Below are 17,421 nucleotides of genomic sequence, written 5' to 3' on the forward strand. Positions count from 1 at the left end.
AAAAAGAATAATATTAAATTAAAAATACTATTTTAATATCAAAATGTAGTATATGAATTAATTTCCTGTTTTCTGTTTTTTATATATACAGTTATGTGCAATATATTTTTTTACCGCGCCTTTTTTCCGGATAAATTCCCATGCCATTACCGTTCCCTTTTGACTTTAAAAAACTGGATTATGTTCAGGTGTTTGAATGGCGCGCTGAGCGGCCACAACGTCTTCGTGAGTAACCGGAAAGTATCAAACTTCTATAAGCAAAATACCGATTTCTACCGGCGCAATTTATTTATTGACTGGGGCATGACCACAGACCCGCGTAATATTGATTAGGGATTACCGGTGACTGTACCTTTTTTGCTGTTTCCTGAACAGGAAGCGTAGGTTGACTGGATAATGACATGCTGGCAAAGGCGTGAAAATGGCATTACCGAAAAGAGCCGCGAAATGGGCTTAAGCTGAACACCAATTGTGTTGGCCTGTTCTTTATGTCTCTTTGAGATGGTGATTGGCTTTGGTTCACGTAAAGAGGAGTATGTCGACAGCACGGGCGCTAGTGTCGCCGGCATAAAAACATTAGGCTATGCAGCCAGTCTCACCGGCAGTAAAGCGAAGCCGCAAGAGGGTCACTTGAAAATCTGGCGCGGTTTTTAAGGAGCAGCAGGGGTGCAGACCCGTGATGCCAATGGCAACTTACAGGACATGAGCGCGCCCTCTTCAACCCGTGTGGGTAATAAACTGGCATCCATGCCCTATTATCGCGCCAATCAATACGCCCAACGGTTAGACATTGATGAAAATAACCTGATGCCGATGCACGGGAGACATTAATCGCTTTTCTGCGGACTATCAGACTATGCCCAGGCAAACCGTATTTAATGCGGAGTTTGCCGCCAAAAAGTCAAACCAGTTTATGACCTCGATGAAAGGATTGACGAGTTTATTTGGTATTTTCGCGATAAAGTCGGGTCAAATTTAGCAGGCGGATTGAGTAGCGAGATAGAAAATCTACGCAAAAGACTGCTTGATAATTTTCCAAAAATTGAAAACGCATTTAGTAGAATCATCAAAGGCATCATTCGAGCCGCTGAAATAGTGAGTCGCGTTATCTGACCAATCAGTCAAGTGATTCGGCAGGTTTTTGACTGGTTCGCCTGTTCAGATGAAAAAAACAAAAAACTTATCACCACCTTTAGCGGATTGGCAGAGGCTATCTGGGTAAAACCGTTATCGAACAGGGGTATCTTGACATTAAGCTTGAGTGGGTAAGGCTCAACGCCTATACCAGTTCAGAAGGTGATAACGGTATTTAAGGATACTCTATATACTTATATGAAAAGAATGAAATCACAGCTATTAATAATGCAGATATTGAATAAATTAAAATAGCAGTATAACTATTAATATCTACCACACCAAATAACAAATATACAAGGTAACTAACACAAACCATTAATATAATGTGACATAAATATATACTGTATGACGTTTCACCACAGTATATAAACAATTTATTTGATAAAGAAACGGGTTTTGACAAAACTAAACTCAAAAAGAAAGTAGATATAGAAATAAAAACAGGATTTCCATAATAATCACCACTTATAAAAAATGAACTTATTAATGAAGCAATGCCTAACAAAAAAACAATTATTCTTATCCAATCATTTTTTATTTCATATTTATTAAATAAAACTGCAGACAGACATCCGGTAAAAAAATACTTTCCATAATGAGCGCCACAGACAGAAAAAAATATAAATATAAACAATAAAAGAAATAATATTGTAGAATTAAATTTAATAATCTTTGTTAACACACAGAATAAAGGTAACGCCATAATATTAGCAGCGTTGGAGGAAGTTATTAACTCTTAACTGAAGTGGCTTTGTGAGACATAGCAGTTTTGTTCTTGGTATTTTGCCAAAGATATCAAAGAGGTATCAAAAATAATTTTGTACATAACTGTGTATATAAAAATAATTTAAAATGTCTTTATGTTAATTAACTTATTCATTAATAATATGATGATATTTAAAGTTATTTTTCGATTAAAAAATAAGCTCAGGGTTCGTTTAAAACCCTGCTTAATTTTTTTATTCAATAATGCATTAATATCATTATTAATATTAATAATGAGGGCTTACAGTGACACTGTTACCAATGCTGGCTATCATCACACGCTGATTGACAAAAAACTGAGTAGAGCCCTGTTCTTGTACTACTGAAATAATATCATTATTTTCTTTACGTATTTCTAATTGAACCCCTTTAGATTTATTTAAAAAATTCTGAACACTGTGACCTGCTACACCACCAGCAACCGCGCCTGCTCCTGTTGCTAACGTTCTGCCTGTACCTCCTCCAACGGTATTACCTAATAATCCGCCCAATACAGAACCACCAATAGCGCCCAACGGGATTCGATCACCATCTTTTTGAATGGTGATCGGACGTATTGAAATGATAACGCCATAGCTGACATTTTGTACTTTTTTGGCCTCTGAAGCACTAAAAACATCTCCTGATAAAGAGCTAGGACCAACACAACCTGTTAAAGTTGTCGCCAAAATAAAAACGGTAAATAAGGGTTTTAACATAACTATTTCCTATTGAAAAAGCATTTTAACTGACCACAATAGTATACTCAAATAAGACTTAACCATTAAAAATGACTTTTTGACTATAAAAATCATTACTCAATCAGAGATATTTTATCATTATCCAAATGAAGCCGCCAAGCACGTTAAGTGATTAAAGGATCATTATGAGTGAAAACAATAAAATAAATAACGTACCTGTTCATGATCTTCGACGAGAATATAAAAACACAGTACTCAGACGTAGCGGTCTCAGTTCTTGTCCATTGGATCTATTTAAAGATTGGTTAAAAGACGCATGTGACGCTGGTCTTTCGGATCCTGCAGCGATGTGTGTTGCAACTGTAGATTCTAGCGGCCAGCCTTTTCAACGCATAGTATTGCTAAAATATTATGATAAAGAAGGACTGGTATTTTTTACTCATTTTAATAGCCGAAAAGCACAACATTTAAAAAAAAATCGTAATACTAGCTTGCTTTTTCCTTGGTACATGCTAGACAGACAGGTGATTTTTTTAGGTCAAGCAGAACCTATATCGACTCAAGAATCTCGCGAGTATTTTCAAAGTCGTCCAAAAGAAAGTCAGATTGCTGCTTGGGCGTCCCCCCAATCAGAGATCATTGCAACACGTGAAGTGTTGGAAAATCGTTTTTTGGAATTCAAACAAAAATTTCAGGAAGGTGAAGTTCCTTTACCTCATTTTTGGGGTGGATTTCGAGTTCGTTTTCATTCGGTAGAGTTTTGGCAAGGAGGTCTCCATCGCTTGCATGACCGTTTTATCTATCAAAAAAAAGAAAATGAATGGACAATTGACCGTTTGAGCCCATAACAGGCTGTGTTTCAAATCTTTTGTCCGAAGTATCAGCGCAAACGAGAAAGCCTAATTTAAAATTTATGATCAAGTAATCGGAGTTTTTAATGATCAGCAATAACCTGATTGAACAACTAGAACAACGTGGGCTGATAGCTCAAGTGACAGACAAAACAAGGCTTTCCGAACGCCTTTATCAGGGGCAGATTTCTTTATATTGTGGCTTTGATCCTACTGCAGATAGCCTTCACTTGGGGCATTTAGTGCCTTTATTATGTTTAAAACGTTTTCAACTTGTAGGTCACAAACCCATCATATTGGTTGGAGGCGCCACTGGTCTGATTGGTGATCCCAGTTTTAAAGCCGGCGAAAGAAAATTAAACGATATTGATACAGTACATCAATGGGTCAATAAAATACGCGAACAAGTCGAACCCTTTCTTGATTTTGATTGCGGTAATCACAGCGCTACAATAGAAAATAATCACAATTGGTTTAGTCATATCAATGTATTGACTTTTTTGCGGGATATTGGAAAACATTTTTCCGTCAATCAAATGATGAACAAAGAGGCGGTAAAACAACGATTATCTCGTACCGACAGCGGAATTTCTTTTACTGAATTTTCCTATAATTTACTACAAAGTTATGATTTTGCTTATTTAAATAAAAATCATAAGGTAGAACTTCAAATTGGTGGCTCAGATCAATGGGGAAATATCACCTCTGGGATTGATTTGACACATCGTTTAAACAGGCGATCTGTATACGGCTTAACAGTACCTTTAATCACTAAGGCGGATGGAAGCAAATTTGGTAAAACCGAAGGAAATACAATCTGGTTAGATGCAAAAAAAACAAGCCCCTATCAGTTCTATCAATTTTGGCTCAATACTGCCGATGCGGATGTTTACCGTTTTCTCAAATTATTTACTTTTATCGATTTAAATGCCATTGATGCTTTGGAAGAGCAAGATAAAAAAAATGATAAAGCGCCTCAAGCACAGTATGTGTTAGCAAATGAGATAACAGAAATGGTACATGGTAAAGAAGGTCTTTCTGCTGCACAACGCATTACTGCTAGTTTATTTACAGGCAACCCACATGATATGCGAGAGGAAGATTTTTCACAGCTGGCACAAGATGGCATCCCAATCGTGAGGTTAGAAACAGATGCTGAACTGCAAAAAGCACTGGTTAGTGCCCAGCTTGCACCTTCACGTTCTCAGGCTCGAACTTTAATTCAATCTTCTTCTATCAGTGTCAATGGTAAAAAACAACTCAAACCTGAATATATTTTTACCAGTGAAGATCGATTATTAGATAGATATACTTTATTGCGTCGTGGCAAAAAGTATTATTGTTTAATCATCTGGCAGTAAACTTTTTTAATGATGATAAAAAAAAACCTAAACCCTTTTCGGGATTATTCAGCTGAAACCGCGTTATTCGTTCGCCGTATATTAATAGCTTTTGTGATCGTTTTTTTACTGATATCGATTTTGATAACGAACCTGTATCATTTGCAGGTGGTGAATTATCACGATTATCGTACCCGCTCCAATGAGAACCGGATCAAACTAGTTCCTATTGCGCCAAGTAGAGGCCTGATTTATGACCGAAACGGCGTAGCCTTGGCGTTAAATCGTACGATTTATCAATTAGAATTGACACCGAATAAAGTCAAAGATATTGATGAAACCCTGAAAAACTTAAAAAAAATAGTCAATGTTACAGACGAAGATATCGCTAATTTTAAAAAAGAACGTCAACATTCAAAAGCTTTCATGCCAATTTTAGTGAAATCAGTTTTAACAGAGGCAGAAATCGCTCGTTTTTCTGTGAATCAGTTTCATTTTCCTGGTGTCGCAATTAAAGTCTATCAAAGACGCTATTACCCTTATAGCTCTGCTTTAACCCACGTTATCGGTTATGTCGCCAAAATTAATGCCAAAGACAAAGAAGAGTTAGAAAAAAAAGGACACTTGTTGAATTATGCGGCAAGCCCTGATATCGGCAAATTAGGAATAGAGCGTTATTATGAATCTTTATTACATGGTAAAACAGGTTATGAAGAAGTTGAGATCAACAATCGAGGACGTACCATAAGACAGCTGAATGAACATCCTCCTCAAGCTGGAAAAAATATTTATTTAACCATAGATCTCAAATTACAAATTTATATTCAAAAACTGATTGAAGGTAGCCGTGCTGCCGCCATAGTCACAGATCCGAATTCTGGAGCAGTTTTGGCTTTAGTCTCTAGCCCAAGTTATGACACCAATCTTTTCGTCAATGGTATTTCCAGTAAACAGTATCAAAGCTTACTCAACGATCCTGATCGTCCTTTGATCAATCGCGCTACCCAAGGTGTCTATCCCCCCGCGTCTACCGTAAAACCGTATATCGCTGTTTCTGCTCTGAGCTCTGGTGTTATAAATAAAAATAGCACTTCATTTTATACTGATGTCTGGCAGCTGCCGGGATCAGAAAAACGCTTTCGTGACTGGAAAAAAGGAGGTCATGGACATTTAAATGTAACCAAAGCGATTGAAGAGTCGGCTGATACTTTTTTTTATCAAATTGCTTACAATATGGGTATCGATAAACTTTGTGAATGGATGAAAAAATTTGGTTTTGGCGAATATACCGGTATAGATTTATCAGAAGAAAACGCGGGTGTCATGCCAAATCGAGAATGGAAAGAAAAAAAGTATAAAAAACCCTGGTATCAAGGTGACACTATTTCTGTGGGCATTGGTCAAGGATATTGGACGGCTACTCCGATACAAATGGTGAAAGTTTTAATGACATTAATTAATAATGGTACTGTTAAAATTCCTCATTTACTTCTTGGAACCAAGAGCTCTCATCTATGGCTTCCCTATCGTCAAAAAGATCATATCCAAATGACCGATATTCACTCTAATTATTGGGATCTGATAAAAGACGGAATGTATGGTGTTGCCAATAGACCTAATGGGACTGCATACAAAAGTTTTATCGGAACGTCTTATAAACCAGCAGTAAAATCAGGAACAGCCCAGGTCTACAGCTACGAAACCTATAATGTCAACAAAGTGGCCAAACATTTACGTGATCATAAGTTAATGACTGCTTTTGCCCCTTTTGATAATCCTACCGTCGCCGTCGCAGTGGTGCTTGAAAATGGAGGCGTCGGGCAGCCTATAGCCACCATAACTCGCCATATCCTGGATCATATTTTTGTACACAATCATAAGACGACACCTACTGCTGCAGTTTTAAAAGATACGAACCAGGATACTTAAATCATATGAGCCGCTTAGAGCAAAAAAAACAGGCATTTTGGAACAAAATTCATATAGATGTCCCCCTGATGATTTTTATTTTAATACTCTTGATTTATAGTATTTTTGTGATGTGGAGCGCCAGTGGTCAAAATATTGCCATGATGGAGCGTAAAATGGCACAAATTATGATCGGTTTACTTGTCATGCTCTTCATGGCGAACATTTCCCCGCGATTTTATGAAAGATTTGCCCCTTATCTCTACTTTATTTGTATCGTTTTATTAATATTGGTGGATGTTTTTGGACAAATCAGTAAAGGGGCTCAACGTTGGTTGGATTTAGGCATAATTCGTTTTCAACCCTCAGAAATTGCTAAAATTGCCGTACCTCTTATGGTGGCATGTTTTATCAATCGTGATATTTGCCCTCCTTCATTAAAAAATACCGCCATAGCTGTATGCTTGATAGCACTTCCTACACTATTAGTCGCTTCTCAGCCTGATCTTGGTACCGCCATTTTGATTGCAGTCTCTGGCTTTTTTGTATTATTTTTGGCTGGCATGAACGGGCGATTAATCGGAATTTTGCTACTATTTCTATTCGCATTTATCCCCATTTTATGGTTTTTTCTGATGCATGATTATCAGCACGATAGAGTCATGATGCTATTGCATCCAGAACGCGATCCACTGGGTGCGGGTTATCATATTATTCAATCAAAAATTGCCATTGGATCTGGCGGCATTCATGGGAAAGGATGGTTGAATGGAACACAGTCACAGCTAGAGTTTTTACCTGAACGACATACCGATTTTATTTTTTCGGTATTGGCCGAAGAATTAGGATTGACAGGGGTTTTAATTTTATTCGCTCTTTATTTATGTGTGATTATTCGCGGTTTAATGATTGCAGCTCAAGCGCAGACAACCTTTGGACGGGTCATGGTCGGTTCCCTCATGCTGATTTTTTTTGTTTATGTTTTTGTTAATATAGGTATGGTCAGCGGTCTTTTACCGGTCGTTGGTGTTCCTCTGCCTCTGATTAGTTATGGAGGTTCAGCATTAATAGTTTTGATGGCAGGTTTTGGTATTGTGATGTCAATACATACACATCGAAAAATGTTGTCAAAGAATTTGTAAGTTCCATCTCATATCATTTTTGGATGACGATCTCGTGATAATCAAGTTTGCCATTTTTTTTCATTTTATAAAAAAAATTATTTTTCATTTTCCCCTCGTGATCATGGGGATGCATTTAACCACTTTGGCTTATTCTGACAGTATTCTTCTTAGCAACTTGATTCCTGTTCCGCCAGAAATAAAGGCTGTTTCTTATATTTTAATGGATTACAACTCAGGGAAAATTCTGGCAGAAAAAAATGCCGATGAACACCGTATGCCCGCCAGCCTGACAAAAATGATGACCAGTTACGTTATTGGTCAAGCGATTAAATCAGAAAAAATTGGCGTGAATGATATAGTCACTGTTGGTAAAGACGCCGTGTCCACAGGAAACCCTGAATTTAAAGGCTCATCGTTAATGTTTTTAAAACCCGGCGATCAGGTTTCAGTCGCACAACTGACGAGGGGGATCACCTTACAGTCTGGTAATGATGCTTGTGTTGCCATGGCAAATTATGTGGCAGGGAGCCAAGATTCGTTTGTGCATTTAATGAACGCTTATGCTCAAGAGATGGGTCTAAAAAACACGCACTTTAAAAATGTTCATGGTCTAGATTCAGAAGGCCAATATACTTCAGCTCGTGATATGGCATTGATGGGCCGAGCATTGATTCATGATGTTCCGGATGAATATGCGATTTATAAAGAAAAAGAGTTTACCTTTAATCAGATTCGGCAATTGAATCGTAATGGACTATTGTGGGATAAAAGCCTTAATGTAGATGGTATCAAAACAGGCCATACCAATGCAGCAGGCTATAACCTCGTGGCTTCTGCTACTCAGGGGCCTATGCGTTTGATCTCAGTCGTATTAGGTGGGCGTACTTTTAAAGAGCGTGAAGCCGAAAGCAAAAAATTGTTGTCCTGGGGCTTTCGTTTTTTTGAAACCGTTGAGCCATTAAAAGCAGGAGACGTATTTGCCTCCAGGCCCGTTTGGTTTGGTGATGTGAATACGGCTCAATTGGGTGTCGATAAAAACATTTACTTAACCCTTCCTAAAGATCAGGGCAAACATCTTAAGCTCAGCTTTGTCCTAAATCAGTCAGAACTACGTGCCCCATTAAAAAAAAATCAGATCGTCGGGAGTATTCATTTTGAACTGAACGGAAAAATTATTGAAGAACCTCGTCCATTGGTCGTTCTCCATGAAGTGAAAGAAGGGGGCTTCTTTAGCCGCATGCTTGATTATATGAAACTGATGTTTCATCGTTGGTTTGGTTAATCGGTTTTAAAAAGGACATTAAGAATGAACAGCAAATTAAATGAGCTTCTCAAATTTCCTTGCGCCTTGACCTACAAGGTCATCGGTTTTTCAAAACCTCAATTGCTGGAACAAGTGATGACGACCATCCAGAATTATATTCCTGGTAACTATGATCCTAAAATTCAACCAAGTCACAAAGGGACCTATCATTCGATATCAGTAACCGTTTTGGTGACTGATATCAAACAGGTAGAAACCCTTTACCAAGAGCTGTCAGCGCTGAAATTTGTTCGAATGGTGTTATAAAATGATCAATAAATGACGATAATACTAAACAACAAAAGCACGGTATATCCAAAAAATCTTGTGGTACGAGATCTTGGATTACAGCCCTATTATCCTATCTATGAGGCGATGCGCGATTTTACGGATCAGCGGTCTTCAAGTACCCCTGATGAAATCTGGTTAGTAGAACATCCGCCGGTTTTTACACAAGGGCAAGCGGGCAAAGCGGAGCACCTGCTCAACCCCGGAAACATTCCAGTTATTCAAAGTGATCGGGGTGGGCAAATCACCTATCACGGGCCAGGCCAACAAATTTTGTATGTGATGATCAATTTGAAACGAAAACAGATTGGAGTCCGTGAATTGGTAACAAAACTTGAAAATACAGTGATAAAAACGTTAGAGCATTTTGGAATTATCGCTCAAACACAGCCTCGAGCACCTGGAGTGTATGTGATGAAAGAGGATGGCACGCCGCAAAAAATATGTTCTGTAGGGCTACGAATTCGTAAAGGCTGTGCTTTTCATGGATGCGCTCTGAATGTTTCTATGGATCTTTCGCCTTTTCTTTTCATCAACCCTTGTGGTTATGCAGGGATGAAAATGATACAAATGCGAGATTTAAACGAAATCTGTACTCCTAAAAGCGTACAGCCGATTTTGGTCCATCAATTTGTTCAGGCGTTTTCTTATCCAGACCTATTGCCTCACTGGAAATCAACATGACTATGACTAAAAGTACATTAATAAAACAAGGAGTAATGAAGCAAGGGATAAAATACCGTGATGCAGAAAAAACACGATTAATCCCAATAAAAACGCTGCTCGCCGAAGCCCCAGAAATTCTGCCCAAACCAGGATGGTTAAGAATCAGGCTGCCTGCTGATTCTACCCGTATCCAAAATATCAAGGCCGCGATGCGTAAAAATGGACTGCATTCTGTTTGTGAAGAGGCTTCTTGTCCGAATTTATCGGAATGTTTTAGTCATGGCACGGCCACTTTCATGATTTTGGGCGCTATTTGCACTCGTCGATGCCCTTTTTGTGATGTGGCACACGGCCGGCCTAACGCCCCCGATCAAGATGAGCCCAAAAAATTAGCCCAAACCATTCAAGACATGGGGTTAAGTTACGTTGTCATCACTTCTGTAGACAGAGATGATTTACGTGACGGCGGAGCCCAACATTTTTCTGATTGCATTTTTGAAATTCGCCAAAAAAATCCTGCGATCAAAATTGAAATATTAGTGCCTGATTTTCGTGGTCGGGTGAATCGCGCACTGGAAATTTTAACGCTCACTCCCCCTGATGTGTTTAATCATAACTTAGAAAATGTGCCGCGGGTTTATCGGCAGGTACGGCCAGGTGCGAATTACAAACGCTCATTGGAATTATTAGCCCGTTTTAAATCTCAGAATCCTGAGATACCGACCAAATCTGGTTTGATGGTCGGTTTAGGTGAAACAGATGATGAAATTATCTCCGTTATGTCTGATTTGCGTCAGCACGGCGTGACCATGTTGACGCTAGGTCAATATTTGCAACCCAGTCGGCATCATCTTCCTGTACAGCGTTATATGAGCCCTGCGAAATTCGAAGAAATGAAAAAACAAGCCATGGCAATGGGTTTTACGCATGCGGCTTGTGGCCCTTTTGTTCGTTCTTCTTATTATCACGCAGATTTGCAAGCAAAAGGGGTTGAGGTCAAATAAAACTTCCGGAGAGTGATCAACAATGCCCCGATAAAACATGAAGATCATTGATGTCTAAGTCAGTGCCCATCTTTATCGGCAGGGTCATTGCCAGCCTATTGTGTTTTGGGATCAGTATCAAATGTCATCCTCTTCTTTTATAAGTCCCATCTCAAGCACTACTGATATTAATGGTAAAATAATGGCCACTAAAAAATCACAGACAACAATGCTAAAAGATCAGCAGATAGAAATGCTAAAATTGCCCCCCCATTCTATAGAAGCCGAGCAGTCTGTGCTCGGGGGTCTGATGTTAGATAACGAACGTTGGGATAACGTTTCTGAACGTGTAGGCAACATCGATTTTTTTAGTTTGCCTCATCGCAGGATCTTTATGGCCATGCAACGTCTCGTTCAAAAAAATGCGCCGATTGATTTGGTGACTTTGTCTGATGCTTTAGAGCAAAAGGGAGATTTAGAAAAAGTAGGAGGATTCGCCTATTTAGCCGAATTGGCTAAAAATATCCCTAGTACCGCTAATATTTCTGCTTATGCCGATATTGTGAGAGAGAGAGCCATCGTCCGTGAAATGCTTTCAGTGACACATGAAATTGCGGATGCCTGCTATGAACCTCAAGGCCTCAGCAGTACAGATTTGCTCGATTTTGCGGAATCCAGGGTATTTAAAATTGCTGAGAACCGACAAAGGCAAAATGACGGGCCCAAGACGATTGATGATGTGTTAACAGAGACAGTCAATCGTATTGAACACCTTGTTCGTCATCCACATGATGGTGTGACCGGTGTGTCAACAGGATATCGGGATCTTGATGAAAAAACGTTAGGCTTGCAAAAATCCGATCTTATTATTGTGGCGGCTCGCCCTTCTATGGGAAAAACCACATTTGCCATGAATATCTGTGAAAATGCACTCATGACACAAGAAAAACCTGTTTTGATTTTTAGTTTAGAAATGCCTGCTCATCAGTTGATGATACGTATGCTCTCATCCTTTTCTCGTATTGATCAGACCCGTATGCGTACCGGTAAACTAGCAGACGGTGATTGGGCTCGTATCAGCAGTGCGATGGGAATGCTATTAGAAAAAGGGAATATGTATATTGATGATTCTTCTGCTTTGAGCCCTACAGAGATTCGTTCTCGTGCTCGGCGAATTTTTCGTGAAAACGATGGCTTAAGCCTCATTATGATTGATTATCTTCAATTAATGCGTGTCCCGGCTTTAGCGGAGAATCGAACATTAGAAATTTCAGAAATATCCCGCTCACTAAAAGCATTGGCAAAAGAATTACAGGTTCCGGTCATGGCGTTATCTCAGCTCAATAGAGGGTTAGAACAACGAGCGGAAAAACGGCCTGTCAATTCTGATTTGAGAGAATCAGGCTCGATCGAGCAAGATGCGGATTTAATTATGTTTATTTATCGTGATGAGGTTTATAACGAAAATAGCGAAATGAAAGGGATTGCTGAGATTATTTTAGGTAAACACAGAAATGGCCCGACAGGCTCTATACGTTTGACATTTAGTGGTCAGTTCTCTCGATTTGATAATTATGCGGGCACTCAATATGATGATTATCATTGACAAAACGCAAGGTGCTCAATGAAAGGCGCCACCGCGATCATTAACCTTAAGTCACTTCGGCATAATCTTGAAAAAATTCAACAATACGCCCCTAAAAGCCGTTTAATGGCTGTCGTTAAAGCGAATGCTTATGGTCACGGATTACTGACAGTGGCGCAGGCGCTTAAAAACGCAGATTACTTTTCTGTCGCTCGCATAGAAGAGGCATTAACATTGCGTTCGGGTGGGATCATCAAGCCTATCTTGTTGTTAGAAGGTTTTTTTTCTCTAGAAGATTTAGCTGTATTGCAAGTGAATCATATTGAAACGGTGATACACAATTTTGAACAGCTGGTGGCGTTAGAAAAAGTGCGTCTACCTGAACCTGTCCGAGTTTGGATGAAAATAGATACTGGCATGCACCGTTTAGGTGTACGTCTTGAGCAAGCAGACGCCTTTTATCAACGTTTACAAAATTGTCCTAATGTGGCCAAGCCCATTCATATCATCACCCATCTTTCTGACGTGAATCCTCATCATCCTGTTGTAACAGACCAGCAAATCCGTTCTTTTGATGCGTTTGTTCAAGGCAAACCAGGGCAAAAATCGATTGCGGCCTCCGGTGCTATTTTGCTTTGCCCTCAATCACATCGAGACGTTGTACGCCCTGGTATCGCCCTTTATGGGATCTCTCCTTTTGAACATTTTATTGGTCGTGATTATGGCTTATTGCCGGTGATGACTTTGCAATCCCCTTTAATTGCAGTGCGTGAGCATAAGGCAGGGGAAACCGTAGGCTACGCAGGGGAATGGATCAGTCAAACTGCCACTTTCCTGGGTGTGTTGGCGATTGGCTATGGCGATGGTTACCCACAAAGTGCTCCTACAGGCACGCCCGTATGGATCAATGATCGTCAAGTGCCTATTGTGGGTCGAGTGTCGATGGATATGATTTCAGTGGATTTAGGCAGGGATGCGACTGATAAGGTGGGGGATAGAGCTGTACTGTGGGGCGATCAATTGTCGTTAGAAAAAGTGGCGTCTTATATCGGATACACTGCTTATGAGTTGGTGAGCAAACTGACAGGCCGTGTCGCAATCAGCTACGTAAATTAATTTAAGAATGGCCATTTCTTTGAAATGTTAACCCAAATTCATCTGGCCAGCAGGCCATGAATTGTTACAATCCCTCCCCAATTTGACTTTATACCTCTATATTTTTAGAGCCAAGAAGTTTTTTACACATTATTTTTTGGGATTAAAAATGCTTGAAAAAAATATCAACAAGACGGTAACCCATCGACCAAAAAAGTTGCAAAGGGCACTCAAATCGCGTCACCTGGCGATGATTGCGGTGGGCGGATCTATTGGTACAGGGCTTTTTGTTGCTTCTGGCGCAACGATTTCTCAAGCGGGACCAGGCGGAGCCTTACTCTCTTATTTCTTAATTGGTTTGATGGTCTATTTTTTAATGACCAGTTTAGGAGAACTGGCGGCCTTTATGCCTGTTTCTGGTTCCTTTGCAACCTATGGCGCAAAATATGTTGAAGAAGGTTTTGGTTTTGCTCTCGGCTGGAATTATTGGTACAACTGGGCGGTGACCATTGCCGTTGATTTAGTGGCCTCTCAATTGGTGATGCATTATTGGTTTCCTGATACCCCAAGCTGGATTTGGAGCGCTTTATTTCTCGCTCTTATTTTTATGTTGAATTATCTCTCTGTGAAAGGGTTTGCTGAATCTGAATATTGGTTTTCCTTGATTAAAGTCACCACCGTGATTGTGTTTATTATTCTTGGTTTGTTGATGATATTAGGCGTTCTTAAAGGCAACAAAGTCACAGGCTGGGATAATTGGACTCTAGGAGAAGCGCCTTTTGTGGGAGGATTCTCAGCTATGATTGGGGTGGCCATGATCGTGGGGTTTTCTTTTCAGGGCACTGAATTAGTGGGTGTCGCCGCAGGTGAATCTCAGGAGCCGGCTAAAAATATTCCCTGTGCCATCCGTAAAGTGTTTTGGCGAATTTTACTTTTTTACATCCTCGCGATTCTTATCATCAGTCTGATCATTCCTTATACTGATCCCCATTTATTACACAATGACATCAAAGACATTAGTGTCAGCCCCTTTACTTTAGTTTTTCAAAATGCAGGATTATTATCTGCTGCGGCCCTCATGAATGCCGTGATCCTCACGGCCGTTTTATCTGCGGGTAACTCGGGGATGTATGCCGCGACACGCATGCTGTTTACCTTGGCAAGTGAAGGAAAAGCCCCCAAAATTTTTGCGCGATTATCTGATAATGGCGTTCCTCGTCATGCGCTTTGTGCCACCACTTTGGTCTCTGCTCTGTGTTTTTTCAGTTCAATGTTTGGAAATCAAACTGTCTATTTGTGGTTATTAAATACATCAGGAATGACGGGATTTATCGCCTGGCTTGGCATTGCCATCAGTCATTATCGTTTTAGAAAAGGATACATTTTTCAAAATCGCTCTTTGAATGCATTACCCTATCAGTCGAGCTTTTTCCCATGGGGGCCCATCTTTGCTTTTTTTGTTTGTTTGATGATCACACTCGGCCAGAACTATCAGGCTTTTTTGGCAGATAGCATTGATTGGTATTCAGTGACCGCGACTTATATTGGCTTGCCTTTATTTTTTTCTATCTGGTTTGGATATAAACTTTTACATGGCACAAAGTTCGTTCAATACTCAGAGATGAAGTTTCCACAATGGCAAGACGATCAAAAGATCTGACACAGTTTTTAAAAAAATCTCATTATCCTCAACGCATTTTTGAGATGAAATATCAGATAAGGTTTTTAGGAGAAAAATATGTCACTCACTCTGTCAGGCATCAACCAAACAGCCAGTAATAACCGTATACAACTCAGAAAAACCTTGACCTTAATGCAAGTCGTGATGATGGGGTTGGCCTATCTTCAACCCATGACCATTTTTGATACCTTTGGTATCGTCTCATCTTTGACACAGGGGCATGTTCCTGCATCCTATATTATTGCGTTAATTGCCATCCTTTTTACTGCCCTCAGCTATGGCAAGATGGTTAAACGTTTTCCTTCTGCGGGCTCGGCTTATACTTATGTCCAGAAATCCATCCATCCCCACCTTGGGTTTATGGTTGGCTGGTCTTCGTTATTAGATTATTTATTTATGCCAATGATCAATATTCTGTTGGCGAAAATTTATCTTTCCGCGATTTTCCCTCATGTACCCCCTTGGATGTTCGTTGCAGGATTAACTTGTTTAACGACTCTGCTCAATCTTCGCGGCATTAACGTCATCGCCAACATTAACAGTCTTATTGTATTCATTCAGATCGCTATTATGCTGATCTTCGTTGGATTATTGATGAATGGAATTTATCAGGGGGAAGGAGAAGGCACCTTAATCAGCATTCGTCCTTTTTATTCAGATGAAGTTTATTTGATACCCATGATCACAGGTGCCACCATATTATGCTTTTCTTTTCTTGGTTTTGACGGCATCAGCTCTTTATCTGAAGAAACGAAAGATGCTGTTTCAGTGATCCCCAAAGCCATTTTTCTAACGACCATGATAGGTGGCCTTATTTTTATTTTTGTGGCTTATTTTTTACAATTGTATTTCCCTGATGTTTCACGTTTTATCAATCCTGATGCCTCTCAACCCGATATTATGCTGTTTGTGGCTGGGAAATTATTCCAATCCATCATTTTATGTTTTTCTTGTGTGACTGTTTTGGCATCAGGAATGGCGGCTCAAGCAGGGGTTTCACGTTTACTTTATGTGATGGGACGCGATGGGGTGTTTTCCAACAAAATTTTCGGCTACGTGCATCCAAAATGGCGAACTCCGAGTCTTAACATAGTATTCGTTGGTATTGTTGCCTTATCTGCCGTTACTTTTGATTTGGTCACGGCCACCGCATTAATTAATTTCGGGGCCTTGATTGCTTTTACCTTTGTCAATTTATCGGTCATTTTTCAGTTTTATTATCATGAAAAGCGCCATAGAGGTCTATTTAATCTTTGGCATTATCTTATTTTACCTGGATTAGGGGTCGCGACTGTCACTATGTTATGGATTAACCTTGAAAGCAGCTCTATGAAGTTAGGTTTTATATGGGCGGCTCTCGGCTTGTTCTATTTGGCATGGAAAACGCGTTTATTTCAAAAACAATATTAGAAAATTTATTGTTGTTTTTTTATGTTTGAGATTGATCAAACAGAGCGAGAAGCGAAAAAAGAAACGGCTTAACGATCACTTTCTCTTTTTTCTAACATGATCCCTGATAACCCCTATCTTCTTGAGTAGGCGAACTCGCGGCTAAACGAGCCAGCTTATCACAGCGCTCGTTCTCTGGATGACCCGCATGACCTTTGACCCATTGCCAATTTATTTGATGCTTTTGAATCTCGGCATCCAATGCTTTCCATAGATCAATATTTTTGACCTCTTTACGCTCACTCGTTTTCCAGCCGCGTTTTTTCCAATGAACGACCCATTGGGTGATCCCCTGACGAACATACTGACTGTCCGTAAAAAGTGTCACTGTGCAGGGCGATTTTAAAGCCTGAAGGGCGACAATGCTGGCCATCAATTCCATTCGATTATTGGTGGTCAGCCGATAACCCTGGCTGAATATTTTTTCATGCTGTTGATAACGTAAAATACTGGCGTATCCCCCTGCGCCCGGATTACCAAGACAGGAACCATCTGTGAAAATCTCTACCTGTTTCATTGTGTGTGATAAAATTGTATAAAAATTTTATTTTCGCACAAATTCTTCC

The 17,421-nt window shown here is 39.8% G+C and carries 16 protein-coding genes and 1 pseudogene; 14 read left to right on the forward strand and 3 right to left on the reverse strand.

Going from position 1 to position 17,421, the window contains the following annotated elements:
- Positions 1-140 precede the first annotated feature (140 nt).
- Positions 141-552, forward strand: a pseudogene (locus HDEF_RS11300) (TerL protein); the annotation flags it as partial.
- 114 nt (positions 553-666) lie between these two features.
- Entirely contained in the window at positions 667-831 is a 165-nt protein-coding gene (locus tag HDEF_RS12410) for a hypothetical protein (protein ID WP_158533938.1), read from the forward strand.
- A 478-nt stretch (positions 832-1,309) separates the two neighbouring features.
- On the opposite strand, the gene HDEF_RS13715 is transcribed toward HDEF_RS12410, so the two are convergent.
- A complete protein-coding gene (locus HDEF_RS13715; RefSeq protein WP_015873226.1) occupies positions 1,310-1,840 on the reverse strand; it encodes an acyltransferase family protein in 531 nt (176 codons plus the stop codon).
- 289 nt (positions 1,841-2,129) lie between these two features.
- Positions 2,130-2,600, reverse strand: a complete 471-nt coding sequence (locus tag HDEF_RS03205; RefSeq protein ID WP_015873228.1) for an outer membrane lipoprotein — start codon at positions 2,598-2,600, stop codon at positions 2,130-2,132.
- Positions 2,601-2,767: 167 nt separating this feature from the next.
- Between HDEF_RS03205 and pdxH the strand changes: the two genes are divergently transcribed.
- The 12 genes from pdxH (at position 2,768) to HDEF_RS03265 (ending at position 16,816) form a co-directional block, all read left to right on the forward strand.
- Positions 2,768-3,430, forward strand: a complete 663-nt coding sequence (pdxH, locus tag HDEF_RS03210; RefSeq protein ID WP_015873229.1) for a pyridoxamine 5'-phosphate oxidase — start codon at positions 2,768-2,770, stop codon at positions 3,428-3,430.
- Positions 3,431-3,519: 89 nt separating this feature from the next.
- Positions 3,520-4,794 (forward strand): tyrosine--tRNA ligase, encoded by a 1,275-nt coding sequence (gene tyrS, locus HDEF_RS03215; RefSeq protein ID WP_015873230.1) that lies wholly within the window; start codon positions 3,520-3,522, stop codon positions 4,792-4,794.
- 15 nt (positions 4,795-4,809) lie between these two features.
- Complete coding sequence (gene mrdA, locus HDEF_RS03220; RefSeq protein WP_044612462.1) at positions 4,810-6,702, forward strand: peptidoglycan DD-transpeptidase MrdA; 1,893 nt, start codon at positions 4,810-4,812, stop codon at positions 6,700-6,702.
- A gap of 5 nt (positions 6,703-6,707) precedes the next feature.
- Entirely contained in the window at positions 6,708-7,823 is a 1,116-nt protein-coding gene (gene mrdB / locus HDEF_RS03225) for a peptidoglycan glycosyltransferase MrdB (RefSeq protein WP_015873232.1), read from the forward strand.
- Positions 7,824-7,932: 109 nt separating this feature from the next.
- Positions 7,933-9,087, forward strand: a complete 1,155-nt coding sequence (locus HDEF_RS03230; protein ID WP_015873233.1) for a serine hydrolase — start codon at positions 7,933-7,935, stop codon at positions 9,085-9,087.
- Between the two features lie 24 nt (positions 9,088-9,111).
- Positions 9,112-9,375 carry a DUF493 family protein YbeD gene (gene ybeD, locus HDEF_RS03235; RefSeq protein ID WP_015873234.1) on the forward strand — a complete coding sequence of 88 codons (264 nt, stop codon included), beginning with the start codon at positions 9,112-9,114 and terminating at the stop codon, positions 9,373-9,375.
- Positions 9,376-9,387: 12 nt separating this feature from the next.
- Positions 9,388-10,080, forward strand: a complete 693-nt coding sequence (lipB, locus tag HDEF_RS03240) for a lipoyl(octanoyl) transferase LipB (RefSeq protein ID WP_015873235.1) — start codon at positions 9,388-9,390, stop codon at positions 10,078-10,080.
- Positions 10,081-10,082: 2 nt separating this feature from the next.
- Entirely contained in the window at positions 10,083-11,066 is a 984-nt protein-coding gene (gene lipA / locus HDEF_RS03245; protein WP_044612463.1) for a lipoyl synthase, read from the forward strand.
- Positions 11,067-11,247: 181 nt separating this feature from the next.
- Positions 11,248-12,651, forward strand: a complete 1,404-nt coding sequence (dnaB, locus tag HDEF_RS03250; RefSeq protein ID WP_015873237.1) for a replicative DNA helicase — start codon at positions 11,248-11,250, stop codon at positions 12,649-12,651.
- 18 nt (positions 12,652-12,669) lie between these two features.
- A complete protein-coding gene (gene alr, locus HDEF_RS03255) occupies positions 12,670-13,746 on the forward strand; it encodes an alanine racemase (protein ID WP_015873238.1) in 1,077 nt (358 codons plus the stop codon).
- Between the two features lie 148 nt (positions 13,747-13,894).
- Positions 13,895-15,385: an amino acid permease gene (locus HDEF_RS03260; RefSeq protein WP_015873239.1), complete on the forward strand. Its 1,491-nt coding sequence runs from the start codon at positions 13,895-13,897 to the stop codon at positions 15,383-15,385.
- Between the two features lie 78 nt (positions 15,386-15,463).
- Positions 15,464-16,816, forward strand: coding sequence for an APC family permease (locus HDEF_RS03265; RefSeq protein ID WP_015873240.1), 1,353 nt, complete (start codon positions 15,464-15,466; stop codon positions 16,814-16,816).
- Between the two features lie 91 nt (positions 16,817-16,907).
- Here the strand turns inward: HDEF_RS03265 and rnhA are convergent, their stop codons facing one another.
- A complete protein-coding gene (gene rnhA / locus HDEF_RS03270; RefSeq protein WP_015873241.1) occupies positions 16,908-17,372 on the reverse strand; it encodes a ribonuclease HI in 465 nt (154 codons plus the stop codon).
- Between the last annotated feature and the right edge of the window lie 49 nt (positions 17,373-17,421).

Source organism: Candidatus Hamiltonella defensa 5AT (Acyrthosiphon pisum) (assembly GCF_000021705.1).
Lineage (GTDB): Bacteria > Pseudomonadota > Gammaproteobacteria > Enterobacterales > Enterobacteriaceae > Hamiltonella > Hamiltonella defendens.

Bases quoted from the DNA above. Each gene is read 5' to 3' on its own strand.
- HDEF_RS13715 (WP_015873226.1), bottom strand. From the start codon at position 1,840: ATGGCGTTACCTTTATTCTGTGTGTTAACAAAGATTATTAAATTTAAT.
- HDEF_RS03205 (WP_015873228.1), bottom strand. From the start codon at position 2,600: ATGTTAAAACCCTTATTTACCGTTTTTATTTTGGCGACAACTTTAACA.
- pdxH (WP_015873229.1), top strand. From the start codon at position 2,768: ATGAGTGAAAACAATAAAATAAATAACGTACCTGTTCATGATCTTCGA.
- tyrS (WP_015873230.1), top strand. From the start codon at position 3,520: ATGATCAGCAATAACCTGATTGAACAACTAGAACAACGTGGGCTGATA.
- mrdB (WP_015873232.1), top strand. From the start codon at position 6,708: ATGAGCCGCTTAGAGCAAAAAAAACAGGCATTTTGGAACAAAATTCAT.
- HDEF_RS03230 (WP_015873233.1), top strand. From the start codon at position 7,933: ATGCATTTAACCACTTTGGCTTATTCTGACAGTATTCTTCTTAGCAAC.
- ybeD (WP_015873234.1), top strand. From the start codon at position 9,112: ATGAACAGCAAATTAAATGAGCTTCTCAAATTTCCTTGCGCCTTGACC.
- lipB (WP_015873235.1), top strand. From the start codon at position 9,388: ATGACGATAATACTAAACAACAAAAGCACGGTATATCCAAAAAATCTT.
- lipA (WP_044612463.1), top strand. From the start codon at position 10,083: ATGACTAAAAGTACATTAATAAAACAAGGAGTAATGAAGCAAGGGATA.
- dnaB (WP_015873237.1), top strand. From the start codon at position 11,248: ATGGCCACTAAAAAATCACAGACAACAATGCTAAAAGATCAGCAGATA.
- alr (WP_015873238.1), top strand. From the start codon at position 12,670: ATGAAAGGCGCCACCGCGATCATTAACCTTAAGTCACTTCGGCATAAT.
- HDEF_RS03260 (WP_015873239.1), top strand. From the start codon at position 13,895: ATGCTTGAAAAAAATATCAACAAGACGGTAACCCATCGACCAAAAAAG.
- HDEF_RS03265 (WP_015873240.1), top strand. From the start codon at position 15,464: ATGTCACTCACTCTGTCAGGCATCAACCAAACAGCCAGTAATAACCGT.
- rnhA (WP_015873241.1), bottom strand. From the start codon at position 17,372: ATGAAACAGGTAGAGATTTTCACAGATGGTTCCTGTCTTGGTAATCCG.